Below are 13,792 nucleotides of genomic sequence, written 5' to 3'. Positions count from 1 at the left end.
TGATATATAATAAGAATGGAGCCTTAAGCCCCATTCTTAGCGGTCGTTAATGATCAGTGAGGATTATCCATATACTCGGCTGACTCTTGCCGCTATCGCCTCGCGACTAATCATCCCAAGTAATTTACCCGCTTCCACCACAGGAAAACTGCTGGGTTTATTAGCGTAAGCATGCCTTAAACGCTCCTCATAACTAGCAAACGTACTGCCGGTGAGTACACCCATTTGGTTAACAGGGAATAATTTATTTCTGTCGACCACCATAAGTTCAATCAAGTCAGCCACGGCATCATTAGGAGCGACCGTTAGCACTTGGGTTTGCATTAAGTCAGCCACTTTATAGGCAATGCCACGCACATATTCTTCTGACCAAAGGCTACGCAATAAATCTTGCTGTGAAATAAACCCTAATAACCTTTGCTGTTCATCGATCACTGGCGCCCCCCGTTCATTGGCATTAGATAGGCGCTTAAGGCCTTCATAGACAGATAACTCAGGCGTTAAAGTGAAAGGCGTGGTGTTCATGATGTCGCTAACATTTAGTTTTTGAATTGATTTAGGCATTGATAGGTCTCCAGAAGGCTCTACTGATAAAGGATGCGCTTGCACATAAGCGTTTTGTGTCACCGCTTGATTAACTGACTCAGCCAAGGAAGATGGCAATTGCGTGACTGATTTTTTAACGGCTAAAGGGGTAATGCACTCGGCCAAAGGTGGCGGAGCAACCTGTAGCACAATGGCAGGCTTAGGCTGTTTTTCTATCAGCCAGTAGCCTAGGCCGACTAATACTCCCCCGCCGACTATGTTGCCCAGTGTCACGGGGATCAGGTTATGTAAGATAAAATTACTGATGGTTAAATCGCTATACTGCGTAGCATCGACCCCAGCGCTAACAAAAAAACTCGCATCGGCAAAATGGACAATAGCGATCCCAAGCGGCACCATAAACAGGTTGGCAATGCTGTGTTCAAAGCCACTGCTGACAAACATGGCCACCGGCAGCATTAACAAAATGGCTTTAGTCAGTGCATCTTTGCTAGCAAAGGTCATCCATACCCCAAGGCAAACCAGCATGTTACATAACACACCCAGTACAAAAGCTTGTCCCCAACCATAATGCAGTTTGTGCTGCGCGATATTCAGTGCATTCACGCCCCATAAGCCGCCATCGAGTTGATGCATACCACCAGCAAAAACCAGTCCCAGCATCATGAGGGCGCCGAATAGGTTGCCAATATAAACACGCAGCCAACAGATAAGCAGAGCATTAGTATTCACCTGCTTTTGTGCCCAGGCCACGGTGCTAAGTACCGTACTGGTGAACAGCTCACCGCCACAGATCACCACCAACATTAAGCCCAAGCTGAAGGCCAACCCACCCGCTAGCCTAACTAAGCCCCACGAACCAGTCGCCCCTGTTGTCACTGTGATGTAAAACACAAAGGCTAATGCAATAAAAGCACCGGCAAAAACAGCTAAACCTATGGACTGGCCGTGGGACTTACTGACTTTTGACAGTCCGTAATGCTCGGCATGTAAATACATGCTCATCGCTCCATTGACCGCAGCGGCATTAGGATGTTGCACATAACACTGGCGATGATGACCCGCTGGCGAGTTTAACGAAGAGGTTGACATGACCGCCCCTCTTTCGCACCGTCACAAGGGGGATGGTATCTGTGGCATTTACTCAATAACATTCTGTTCTCCATGATAAATTACCGAAAATAGTTACTCGATATCGATAAGTTAACGTTAAATAAAACAGAAGAAAATCTGATAATAATGATGAGTAGTATCAATATAAATGATAACACTAACTAGTGCGCCCTCAGCGAATATTGAGATAACGTAAAAGCGGCGAGGAAACCTCCTAACTCGCTGTATTAAAAGCTTTATACTAGGTGTAATTCAATAAGCATGGCGGTGGATTTTAACAGTGAGCAACAGATGCTCAAGGTTGCCCCCCCCTAACACTTAATGCTGACCATTAATGACTCGGCATATCCCAACGCCAGCCAACAAACGTGACCCACCCCACACTCCAGCACATCTTTGCGTCATACGGCTACCCCGCAAGCACAATAAAAGAGAGGTAACTCAAACTAAAGCCAAGACCAGCGGGACGATTCACAAAATAGTGAGATAGTGAGAGCCCTGCTGCGGCGCAATATGCATGCCTAATTGGTAAAAATCGGCTAATTGGTGGCGTAAGTTGTTAAGTGGCTCCCAATTCATCTAATCTTTAGTTTCAACTTTATTGATACTTAATGTCAGCCTTATTTGGCTGTGTTAATATTTTTGAGGTAAATTGGTCTGACCAATTTTAAACAAGAAAAGGACGTATCTGCTCACTTTATAATGGAGCGTTTTCATTTCATTTACAGTGGCGGCCAAGTTAATCGAGTATCACAGACGGCATACAAGCCAGCGCCGCTTGACTAACTTATTAGGGATTCTGTTGCAGCCATCATCAATTTAGATGAATCACTATGTTCTTTTCGGAGAATGAGAAATTATGTCAGAAACCGTCAAACACGCAGAAATGGAAACCTCAGAGCAGTCTTATAAAGCGCTTCATCGTCCCGCGTCTGAGTTTAATACTCGTGAAGAATACTTAGATCATGAATTACAAATCATGAAGCCTAGGCGTTGGGGTCTTAACTTACCGGGTCGAGATTTTCGCTTTGAATGGGAAGACCTTGTTCCCGCCATCGCTGGCACTATCGGCATTACCGTTATGTATTCTGCGGTAATGGCAGCTTGGGCTGCTGGACTGACCGAGAAATGGGAGCACGTTAATTTAGGTGCCGAATTTGCCATTCAAGTTGTTCGAGTAGAAATGCTCATCCCTGCGTTACTCTTTTGTATTATCAGTTCCGGTTTTATCAACCCTCGCGCCAACCTTGGCGGTAATCATGGCCCCATGATCCCACTGATAGGGGCAATCGCCTTAGCTGGCGCACACCCTCTCGCACTGGCCATTTTACTCGGTGTCTTTGGCCTTATTCTCAGTTATTTTAAAGGCGGATCGCGACTGGTTAACCTCACCTCTAGTGGCGTGGCCGGTGGTTTATTGGTGTTCCTCGGTTTTATGGGGGCCAAGAGTCAAATTAGCTCATTGTTCGATTGGGCTGGGAGTTTACAATCCAAACATGCTCTGGATTACAGCTTAGGCTATGTAGCCTTCTTTATTTTGTTGGTGAATGTGATCTTATATGCCTATCTTGCTAAGGTGGGTAAACGTTGGCTAGCTATCCCATTGTGCTCAATTGCCGCGATTGCTTTAGCATTTGGCCTAGGAGCGGGGCTAGATCTGCAATTTGTGACGGAGCCTGGTATCCCTAATTTGAATCCAGCTTATTGGTGGGGTTCAACCGAATACGGTTGGCAACTAGGCCTGCCTAATGCGGCGCATTTTATCGCTTCACTTCCCTTTGCGATTTTGGCGGTTGCCATGTGGTCACCAGACTTCTTAGGTCACCGTATTTTCCAAGAACTGAATTACCCTAAAGGCACTGAAAAAGTACTCATGGATGTTGATGACACCATGACCACCTGTTCTTTACGCCAAATGGTCGGCACCGCTGTGGGTGGTGGTAACATCACCTCATCATGGGGCACTTATATGATCCCTGCTGCCATTGCAAAACGCCCTATTCCTGCTGGTGCTATTTTACTCGGTACACTGTGTATCATAGTTGCTGTACTTGGCTATCCAATGGATGTGACGGTGTGGCGCCCTGTAATGTCAATTGCTTTACTTGTGGGGGTATTCTTACCGCTACTCGAAGCGGGTATGCAGATGGTCAAAGACACCCAAAGTAGCCAAGCGGCGGGGATCTGTATTTTCGCCTCGTTTGTGGCCAATCCTGTGCTGGCATGGGCACTCACCATGTTCTTAGACAACAATGGCCTCATTGGTGACAAAGAGCGAGCTAAAACATTAAGCGTCGCTGACCGATTAATTATCCCAGGTTTGGCCTTCGTTATCTGCCTTGCAGCAATGCTAGCAGTAGGCATGATCCAAGGGATCCCAGCTCTATTGTAAACACTGTGCCACAAAGTGGTGGATCCCCCTGCTGTGTGGCTATTCTTTTATACTTGTGATGATTAAGTGCCCTCTGATTTATAGTCAAGATTATCGTTGCTAAACATAGGGCCTGTTGATTTTTCAAGGTTGTTTTTGCAGGGAATTGTTGGATATTCATACAAAGCAGAAGCTTTGTGGTGTAGTGATTCTACATAAAAAGCTGAGAACGCAGTAGAAATGACCAACAAACGCTGCTCGAAGGGGTCGGCTAAAAACGTTTTACTCTTTGTTAAGTGAATTTTGCTTAGATGACTAGGCTGCAATCCACTCGCCTCGATTAACACGTTTTTGTCTCGAACAACATTCAACCAGCAAAGATCAACAGGCCCTAACAATCTCATACTCAATCGGGATTGTTATTCGTGCACAGTGGCGATAATTTAGGTCTAAATAACCGACTTTAAGATGAGATGCAATTAGAGAATGCGGGTGAAAATGATAGGTCGGTTACAGTTTTGCCTTTATCTCTAGCGAATCTGATGCAGCTAGCAAGTGGATATGCTAATATCCATCAGGTAAATTGGTCTTACCAATTAAGTGGTCGCCGGTAAAACTGTAACGTGTCATCTTATCGGCCATCTAAAGTATAGAATTTAATCGATTCGATAATCGGTTCCCATCATCAGGGCAACATATTGAGGGGAGCTGTTAAGACTTAGCTATTGGTGTATCGCACTCTTTGTTATCAGAGCCAAATCGATACCCAATAACCTTTATCTCAATACAGAAGGTATTAGTACGATGACCGAAAAAACTGAGCTGTTCACCAAAGCGTGGGAAGGTTTTACTCCTGGTGATTGGAAGTCTGCAGTAAATGTACGAGACTTTATTCAAGCAAATTACACCCCGTATGAAGGCGATGAGTCATTCTTAGCTGGCCCAACCGAGGCGACCCTAACATTATGGGACAAGGTCATGGAAGGCATCAAGCTGGAAAACCGCACCCATGCGCCTGTCGATTTTGATACCGATAAGGTATCGACTATCACCTCTCACGAAGCCGGTTATATCGCTAAAGAATTAGAAACCATCGTTGGCCTACAGACTGAAGCGCCTCTTAAGCGCGCTATGTTGCCAAACGGTGGTATCCGTATGGTAGAAAGCTCTTGTGCTGCCTACGGTCGTGAATTAGATCCAAACATCAAATATATCTATTCTGAGCTACGTAAAACTCATAACCAAGGTGTATTTGATATCTACACCCCAGAGATCATGCGTTGTCGTAAATCAGGTATCCTAACTGGTTTACCCGATGCCTATGGCCGTGGCCGTATTATCGGTGACTACCGTCGTATCGCGCTCTATGGTATCGACTATCTGATGCAAGATAAATTTGCCCAATTTAGTTCGCTACAAGAAAAGTTTGAAGCCGGTGAAGACTTAACTGCCACAATGCAACTTCGTGAAGAAATTGCAGAGCAGCATAAAGCTCTTGGCCAAATGAAACAGATGGCGGCGGGCTATGGCTTTGATATTTCACGCCCAGCAACCAACGCCAAAGAAGCGATTCAATGGACATACTTTGGTTACCTTGCGGCAGTGAAAAGCCAAAATGGTGCGGCTATGTCACTGGGCCGTACGTCGACCTTCCTTGATGTATATATCGAGCGTGACCTGAAAAATGGTCTGATCACCGAAGAACAAGCGCAAGAAATGGTTGACCATTTCGTGATGAAACTGCGTATGGTTCGCTTCTTACGCACCCCAGAATACGATGAGCTATTCTCTGGCGACCCAATCTGGGCGACCGAATCTATTGCAGGTATGGGACTGGACGGCCGCACTTTGGTGACCAAGTCAAGCTTCCGTTTCTTACATACGCTATACAACATGGGCCCAAGCCCAGAGCCAAATATCACCGTACTTTGGTCAGAAAAACTGCCTCTAACCTTTAAAAAGTACTGTGCTAAGGTGTCAATCGACACTAGCTCTATTCAGTATGAAAACGATGATCTAATGCGTCCGGACTTCCAGTCCGATGACTATGCAATTGCTTGTTGTGTCAGCCCTATGGTTGTGGGTAAACACATGCAGTTCTTCGGCGCACGTGCCAACCTTGCTAAAACCATGCTTTACGCTATCAACGGCGGTATGGATGAAAAACTCAAGACCCAAATCGGTCCTAAGTTTGAGCCTATTACTGACGAAGTGCTCGATTTTGATGACGTAATGGGGCGCTTAGATGTCATGATGGATTGGTTAGCTAAGCAATATGTATCAGCGCTTAATGCCATTCACTTCATGCACGATAAGTACTCTTATGAAGCGGCCCTAATGGCGCTACATGACAGAGACGTTCGTCGCACCATGGCGTGTGGTATCGCGGGGCTTTCTATCGCAGCCGATTCATTGTCAGCTATCAAATTTGCCAAAGTGAAGCCTATTCGTGACGAGCACGGCATTGCTATCGATTTCGACATTGAAGGTGATTATCCTAAATTTGGTAACAACGATGCACGCGTCGATGATTTAGCTACTGAACTGGTTGAGCGCTTTATGGCGAAAATCCGTGACATGAAAATGTACCGCGATGCCATTCCGACTCAGTCAATTCTCACCATCACCTCAAACGTGGTTTATGGTAAGAAAACAGGCACGACTCCAGATGGCCGCCAAGCAGGAGCGCCATTTGCGCCAGGTGCCAATCCAATGCATGGCCGTGATGAGAAAGGCGCTGTCGCTTCATTAACCTCGGTGGCTAAACTGCCCTTTGCTCACGCTCAAGACGGTATCTCTTATACCTTCTCTATCGTGCCAAATGCACTAGGTAAAGACGATGATGGTCGCCGCACTAACCTGGCTGCGTTGATGGATGGCTATTTTGCCCATAACGAGTCTCGTGAGGGTGGTCAACATCTTAACGTGAACGTAATGAACCGCGAAATGCTTGAGGATGCAATCGTTAATCCTGATAAGTACCCACAGCTGACAATCCGTGTTTCTGGTTACGCAGTGCGCTTTAACGCCCTAACACCAGAGCAGCAACAGGACGTTATTACACGTACTTTCACCAAAGGGATGTAAATTTAAGCGTTCCCCAGTATTAACTGTGGATTTTTGGTGAATTTAAGATAGGCTGTGCGGCTAATTTAGCACAGCCTACTTTATAGGAGTCGCAATGACAGTAAAAGGCCGGATTCATTCACTCGAATCCTTTGGCACAGTCGATGGTCCAGGCATCAGGTTTATCGCCTTTATGCAGGGCTGTTTAATGCGCTGCCAATACTGCCATAACCGTGATACGTGGGATCTACATGGTGGCCGTGAAGTCGAGGTTGATGAGCTAATGGAGCAGATCATTAGCTATCGCCCGTTTCTCGAATCGAGCGGTGGAGGGGTAACTGCCAGTGGTGGTGAAGCCATACTGCAAGCCGAGTTTGTTGCTGCCCTCTTCCATGCTTGTAAAACCCAAGGTATCCACACCTGTTTGGACACTAACGGTTTTGTCCGTAAATACACCCCAGTTATCGACGAACTGCTCGATAACACAGATTTAGTGCTACTGGATATCAAACATATTGATGATGCCAAGCACATCGAATTAACCCAAGTCAGTAATCATCGCACCCTGCAATTTGCGCAGTACCTTCAACAACGCCAACAAAAAACATGGATTCGCTATGTGGTTGTAGGTGGATTTACTGATGATATTGACTCAGCGAAAAGCCTCGCTGAGTTTATTAAACCCATGAATAACGTTGAAAAGGTAGAGTTATTGCCCTATCACGAACTCGGCAAACACAAGTGGGAAGCCCTAGGTGAAGAGTATCAACTGAGCCATATTTCGCCCCCGAGTCGCGACACGATGGAACAGATAAAACAGATTTTTTTAGATGCAGGGATCAATGCGGTTTATTAACCACTACAGATTTTCCCAGTAACTGTTATCGAGACGTTCAAAGGCTATTTTTAAAATCACCGCCATATCGAGATAACACGCTTTTGCCCCTAAAGGGGCACAAGCAACCCCTATGCTTTGCAGTTTGATTGACAAATTATTACACCAATCGAGCAAGCTTAACGGTAACGGATGCGTAGCTCGCCAGCCGAGCCAAAATAAACCTTGGATAGGTAAACTGATAAAAAACAACGCGATGGTAATGGCTTGTGGTAAAAAAGCCCATCCATAAAGATACAGTTGACTGCCAGCAGCAATAATGGCTAACAACGGCATAAAGCGTAATCCCAGCTGAGTCGCCCTGACAACGCGATACTCTGGGAAATAGAAACTAAGTTGTTTAACCATGGGCCACGTCTTCATATAACGACGACCGTCCCCTAAGGTTTTAAACACTTTTACTGTCAATGATGACACCTAAACTTTGAGACACTGTCCTTACCATAGCACAATCGGTTTAAGAGTCCCAAGTACTCCAAACCCGCTTAAGGCAGTTTATTCGCCCCAATATTGGGCAAAACACATGGTTTGCACTACATATTATTGCAGCCATTACATTTTGGTGAACGCACCCGATTCATCTACTTTGCAAAAGGTTTTAAACATGTCAAATAAACTGGTATTGGTACTTAACTGCGGCAGCTCTTCATTGAAGTTTGCTATTATTGATGCCCTCACAGGTGATGACCAGATCTCTGGCTTAGCTGAGTGTTTTGGTCTTGAAGACTCACGCATTAAGTGGAAAGTTAACGGCAATAAATCTGAGTCAAAACTAGGCGCCTTTACCGCTCACCGTGAAGCGGTTGAGTTCATTGTGACCAAAATTTTGGGTGAACACCCACAAATTGCCGAGAAGATCCAAGCCATTGGTCACCGTATCGTTCATGGCGGCGAGAAATACACCCAGTCTGTCATTATTGATGACACCGTACTTAAGGGTATCGAAGACAGTGCCGTATTTGCACCACTGCACAACCCTGCTCACCTGATCGGTATTCGTGCGGCGCAAGCCTCTTTCCCTGAGCTACCACAGGTTGCCGTGTTTGATACTGCGTTCCATCAAACCATGCCTGAACATGCTTATATTTATGCACTACCTTATAAGCTATATCGTGAACACGGTATCCGTCGTTATGGCGCACATGGTACCAGCCACCTATTCGTTAGCCGTGAAGCGGCTAAAGCCTTAGGTACAGAACCGAGCGACACCAATGTTATCTGCGCTCACTTAGGCAACGGTGCATCGGTTACGGCGATTAAAGGCGGTAAGAGTGTTGATACCTCAATGGGCTTAACCCCTCTAGAAGGCTTGGTGATGGGCACACGTTGTGGCGATATGGACCCTTCAATCGTGTATCACCTTATCAATAAACTTGGCTACACGGCTGATGAAGTCAACAACTTGATGAACAAGCAAAGTGGTCTATTAGGCATTTCTGAGCTAACCAATGATTGCCGCGGCATCGAAGAAGGTTACCAAAATGGCCATAAAGGCGCGACATTGGCATTGGAAATATTCTGCTATCGTTTAGCAAAATATATCGCCTCTTATACTGTGCCACTGGGTCGCCTCGACGCACTGGTCTTTACTGGCGGTATCGGTGAAAACTCCGATCTTATCCGTGAAAAAGTGCTTAACTTGCTTTCAATCTTCAATTTCGAAGTGGATACAGAACGCAATACGGCTGCGCGTTTTGGCAAACAAGGTCAGATCACCACTGACAATGGCCCTATCGCCATGGTTATTCCAACCAATGAAGAGTGGGTTATCGCCGAAGACGCGGTATCACTGCTCAATAAATAATAGTGAGTCGGGATTAACCCGTCTCGCCTAAGCGTAAATTGACCTGCAAGTTACGGCTTGCAGGGTAACAAGAGGTATTTATGTCTCGCAATATCATGCTCATACCCAACGGCACTGGTGTAGGCTTAACGTCTATCAGTCTCGGTATGGTTCGCGCGTTAGAACGCCACGGCGTTAAGGTGCGTTTTTTTAAGCCTATCGCCCAGCAGCGTCCAACCGATACAGGCCCTGAACGTTCGACCACTATTTTAAGTAAGTCGCCTACAGTAAACCCGCTTGAGCCGTTCGATATGGCTCACGCTGAAAACCTGATCCGCAACGATCAAACCGATGTGTTAATGGAACAGATCATTGCGCGCGCCACTGAATGTGCCGATGCCAGTGAAACATTGATTGTCGAAGGTTTAGTGCAAACCCGAAACCATCCGTTCTCTGACGACATCAACTATCAAATTGCGAAGGCGCTCGATGCGGATATTATTTTCGTCGCAGCGCCGGGTAATGAAACCCCAACGGCACTGATGAACCGCCTTGAAATTGCATTCAACGCTTGGGGCGGCATTAAAAACAAACGCATTATCGGCGCGATTATCAACAAGATCGGCGCACCAGTTGATGATGAAGGTCGTGCTCGCCCCGATCTGTCTGAAGTATTTGACCATCAAGATGTGCAGCGCCCCGATCCAGCAAGTATGTTCCAACTGCCAGGTAAGAGTAAACTGCGTATTCTAGGCAGCGTACCTTACAACTTAGATTTGGTCGCACCACGGGCATCGGATCTGGCTAAGCACTTACGCGCGCGCATCATTAACGCTGGCGAAATGCATACGCGCCGCTTACGTAAAGTCACCTTCTGCGCACGCAGTATTCCTAACATGGTCACCCACATTAAAACCGATTCATTGTTAGTCACCTCGGGCGATCGCTCAGATGTGATTGTATCGGCCTGCCTAGCGGCAATGAACGGGGTCAAGGTTGGCGCGCTGCTGCTCACAGGTAGCTATGAGCCAGAGCCTGAGATTATGGCATTGTGCGAACAAGCCTTTGAAACCGGTTTACCTGTGTTCCTAATCGACACAAATACATGGCAAACATCACTTAATATTCAACGTTTTGATCATGAAGTGCCTGTCGATGACGCCGTGCGTATCGAACAAGTACAAGAGTATGTGGCTAGCCATATCGATCAAAATTGGGTAGAGAGCGTGACCGAAAACTCACCTCGCGAACACAGACTCTCGCCACCAGCTTTCCGTTACAAACTCACTGAAATGGCGCGTGCTGCCGCTAAAACTGTAGTACTACCTGAGGGCGACGAACCCAGAACCATCGAAGCGGCAGCCATCTGTGCACAGCGTGGTATCGCTCGTTGTGTGCTACTTGGTAATCGCGAAGAGATCTTGCGTATCGCCAACCAACAAGGGGTTACACTTGGCGAAGGCGTTGACATTGTTGAGCCAGAATCCGTACGCGAACGTTATGTTGAGCCTATGCTCGATCTTCGCCGTCATAAGGGACTGACCGAAGTCGTTGCGCGTGAACAACTCGAAGACAACATGGTACTAGGGACTATGATGTTAGCCCAAGGTGAAGTTGACGGTATCGTTTCTGGTGCAGTCAACACCACAGCGAACACCATTCGCCCACCGCTACAGTTAATTAAAACTGCGCCGGGTTCAAGCTTAGTCTCCTCTATCTTCTTTATGTTGATGCCAGATCAAGTGTTGGTGTACGGTGACTGTGCGATTAACCCAGATCCAAATGCAGAACAACTGGCCGATATCGCCATTCAATCGGCAGAAAGCGCAGCAGCCTTCGGTATTGAGCCCCGCGTGGCAATGATCAGCTACTCAACGGGCAGCTCAGGCACGGGCTCTGATGTAGATAAAGTGCGTGAAGCGACCCGTATCGCCAAGGAGAAGCGCCCTGATCTGATCATCGACGGCCCACTGCAGTATGACGCAGCGGTTATGCCTAATGTGGCTCGCTCTAAAGCTCCCGATAGTCCTGTTGCCGGTCAAGCGACGGTATTTGTATTCCCAGACCTAAATACAGGTAATACAACTTACAAAGCCGTACAGCGAAGTGCTGATTTAATTAGTATTGGTCCAATGCTGCAAGGCATGCGCAAGCCAGTTAATGACCTTTCACGTGGTGCACTCGTCGATGATATCGTCTACACCATCGCACTGACTGCGATTCAAGCTTCACAAAGCTAAGCGATAATCCAAGATAAGTCGTTACCAACAAAAAAGCCTGTCAATCGACAGGCTTTTTTATTATTGCGGCAATGGAGTCGAGATAAAGGCAGATAAGCCCAGTAAAATCACAATGCATCAAAATTTAACCAGTAGTTATTATCAATTAAGTTCAACAACTTAAAAGTTATGCATCGAGTCTTCAACATAGTTGTCCACAGAATCTGTGGATAACCGCAGTAAGTTATCTATTCAGATATGCCTCATTGCTGCATCATAGTCAAGCCATTTATGACAACAAACTTAATATTAACATCGCCGCTAACGTCCACCGCCATAGGCATGAAGCTTCAAATGACGACTTCGCTTATTGTTAATTGCCTCACCAACTTATGCAGACAACGCTTGTCGATGTATCCCAATCTAGGCAAGCTAACAGCACAACATAAACGCTAATGATGACAAATCCCCTCTAGCCCTTGCCAAGTAAATACAGAGCCGCGATACTGTTAAGCAAATTTCATTGATATAAATTACATGAAAAACTTACTTTTTTTGGTGATGGTCTTACTCGCTGGTTGTGGCCAGGGTAGCGACCCAATGAAAGGGGTACAGACCCCTGAACAGGTTTCATTGGGCTTTTTCAACGCTATCTATGTCGATAGAAGTGTCGACAAAGCATTACAATATGTTGATGAGCCAATGCAGCGAGTACTGCAGCACTATTATATCGCCTCAGCAGTACAGCGCCATGTACTCAACTTATCAATGACAGATGTCACATTAGAGATAGAAGAAATTGATATCGATTTTTTTCGTAAATTCACCAAAGACATTACGGTGATAGTAAAGATATTTGGTCTTAAAGATGGTCAAAAATGGATAGACGACCGTACGATCAGGTTGCATAAGGTGGATAACCGCTGGGTGATTGTTGAAATATTACCCGAAAAAGGGAATTTAAATTAAGACTAATCAACTTAGTTTCTGCACTCTTTATCGGCGATAGAAATGAGCTTATTTATCATATAAATAAGCTCATCTTAGCAGGGTATTTTTCGCGGGCTCCCCCAGTCTAACAAGGTTAGCTCAGGCAATACGGTGAATATCAATAGTAACAAACAAAAAAATAGCAACCTAATGGTTGCTATTTTTATCTAAAATCGGCCTTATGCGCATCGAGGGTACGGTAATGCAGATCCAGTAATGGGGTTACCCATTAACACAATCCCTTATCCAAAAACGTTTCGTCATCCATTTCAACAGGAAGTGACTCAATCACATCATCTTGAACTTGGTAATATGCGCTTTCGTAATCACGTGCTTCCATAACGACTCCAGATAGTATTGTAGGGTACAGGCATGCCTTTATGAATGCATTTTGCCTTGGGTCTTAATCTGCCTTTCAGCAAACTATGGGCGGCATACTAACACCAAACAACACCGACTTACAAAAAACTTTCACAATTGTCGCCCCAAATAGGCCTAAAACCTTAATTCACACAAAAACCACCACGCAAGAATGAAAGACTTTCAAGGTCAGGCACACTTTTACGACTCAAGGCTTATGAAGATGACGCTTACAATTAAACAGCCTATTGTTCTGATCTCAGTGCCGAGACGTCATAGACACTGTTTACGGTTGTTGGTCAATCAATACTGCTGCGAAACGGATATGGATGCACTGGTGGAATTTGATGTGAAAAAATTAGTCGACCTGTTTGTTCAAGGTGACACATTGTCAATCCATGTGTTTATGGCTCCTGTGTCCATTTCGTTCGTATAACCCCTAACCTCTG

Annotated in this window: 9 protein-coding genes; 7 read left to right on the top strand and 2 right to left on the bottom strand. The window is 45.8% G+C overall.

Annotated features, from left to right (window positions below; all coding sequences use genetic code 11):
- Positions 1 to 63: 63 nt before the first annotated feature.
- The gene (focA, locus tag DN599_RS06770) at positions 64 to 1,551 is read right to left on the bottom strand and encodes a formate transporter FocA (RefSeq protein ID WP_239473253.1); all 1,488 of its coding nucleotides are present in this window, start codon (positions 1,549 to 1,551) and stop codon (positions 64 to 66) included.
- Positions 1,552 to 2,518: 967 nt separating this feature from the next.
- Here focA and DN599_RS06765 point away from each other — a divergent pair.
- The 3 genes from DN599_RS06765 to pflA all read left to right on the top strand — a co-directional run bounded on the left by DN599_RS06765 (position 2,519) and on the right by pflA (position 7,952).
- Complete coding sequence (locus DN599_RS06765) at positions 2,519 to 4,051, top strand: DUF3360 family protein (RefSeq protein ID WP_110456911.1); 1,533 nt, start codon at positions 2,519 to 2,521, stop codon at positions 4,049 to 4,051.
- Between the two features lie 783 nt (positions 4,052 to 4,834).
- Positions 4,835 to 7,117, top strand: coding sequence for a formate C-acetyltransferase (gene pflB, locus DN599_RS06755; RefSeq protein ID WP_110456910.1), 2,283 nt, complete (start codon positions 4,835 to 4,837; stop codon positions 7,115 to 7,117).
- 94 nt (positions 7,118 to 7,211) lie between these two features.
- Positions 7,212 to 7,952, top strand: coding sequence for a pyruvate formate lyase 1-activating protein (pflA, locus tag DN599_RS06750; RefSeq protein WP_110456909.1), 741 nt, complete (start codon positions 7,212 to 7,214; stop codon positions 7,950 to 7,952).
- A gap of 3 nt (positions 7,953 to 7,955) precedes the next feature.
- Here the strand turns inward: pflA and yfbV are convergent, their stop codons facing one another.
- Positions 7,956 to 8,399, bottom strand: coding sequence for a terminus macrodomain insulation protein YfbV (gene yfbV / locus DN599_RS06745; RefSeq protein WP_110456908.1), 444 nt, complete (start codon positions 8,397 to 8,399; stop codon positions 7,956 to 7,958).
- A gap of 196 nt (positions 8,400 to 8,595) precedes the next feature.
- Here yfbV and ackA point away from each other — a divergent pair, with 196 nt between their 5' ends.
- From ackA to DN599_RS18620, 4 genes are all read left to right on the top strand, one after another.
- Positions 8,596 to 9,795, top strand: a complete 1,200-nt coding sequence (gene ackA, locus DN599_RS06740; RefSeq protein ID WP_110456907.1) for an acetate kinase — start codon at positions 8,596 to 8,598, stop codon at positions 9,793 to 9,795.
- Between the two features lie 80 nt (positions 9,796 to 9,875).
- Positions 9,876 to 12,014, top strand: a complete 2,139-nt coding sequence (gene pta, locus DN599_RS06735; RefSeq protein ID WP_110456906.1) for a phosphate acetyltransferase — start codon at positions 9,876 to 9,878, stop codon at positions 12,012 to 12,014.
- Between the two features lie 516 nt (positions 12,015 to 12,530).
- On the top strand, positions 12,531 to 12,962 hold the full coding sequence (locus DN599_RS06730) for a nuclear transport factor 2 family protein (RefSeq protein ID WP_110456905.1): 432 nt from the start codon (positions 12,531 to 12,533) through the stop codon (positions 12,960 to 12,962).
- Positions 12,963 to 13,566: 604 nt separating this feature from the next.
- Entirely contained in the window at positions 13,567 to 13,779 is a 213-nt protein-coding gene (locus DN599_RS18620; protein WP_162599170.1) for a hypothetical protein, read from the top strand.
- The last annotated feature ends 13 nt before the right edge of the window (positions 13,780 to 13,792 follow it).

The organism is Shewanella algidipiscicola (genome assembly GCF_900380485.1).
GTDB classification, from domain to species: Bacteria; Pseudomonadota; Gammaproteobacteria; order Enterobacterales; family Shewanellaceae; genus Shewanella; species Shewanella algidipiscicola.
The sequence above is the reverse complement of the archived record's forward strand: the minus strand, read 5'-3'. Positions and strand labels throughout refer to the sequence as shown.

What these genes read in the sequence shown, in the direction of transcription:
- focA (WP_239473253.1), bottom strand. Translation starts at nt 1,551, where the DNA reads ATGAGCATGTATTTACATGCCGAGCATTACGGACTGTCAAAAGTCAGT.
- DN599_RS06765 (WP_110456911.1), top strand. Translation starts at nt 2,519, where the DNA reads ATGTCAGAAACCGTCAAACACGCAGAAATGGAAACCTCAGAGCAGTCT.
- pflB (WP_110456910.1), top strand. Translation starts at nt 4,835, where the DNA reads ATGACCGAAAAAACTGAGCTGTTCACCAAAGCGTGGGAAGGTTTTACT.
- pflA (WP_110456909.1), top strand. Translation starts at nt 7,212, where the DNA reads ATGACAGTAAAAGGCCGGATTCATTCACTCGAATCCTTTGGCACAGTC.
- ackA (WP_110456907.1), top strand. Translation starts at nt 8,596, where the DNA reads ATGTCAAATAAACTGGTATTGGTACTTAACTGCGGCAGCTCTTCATTG.
- pta (WP_110456906.1), top strand. Translation starts at nt 9,876, where the DNA reads ATGTCTCGCAATATCATGCTCATACCCAACGGCACTGGTGTAGGCTTA.
- DN599_RS06730 (WP_110456905.1), top strand. Translation starts at nt 12,531, where the DNA reads ATGAAAAACTTACTTTTTTTGGTGATGGTCTTACTCGCTGGTTGTGGC.
- DN599_RS18620 (WP_162599170.1), top strand. Translation starts at nt 13,567, where the DNA reads ATGACGCTTACAATTAAACAGCCTATTGTTCTGATCTCAGTGCCGAGA.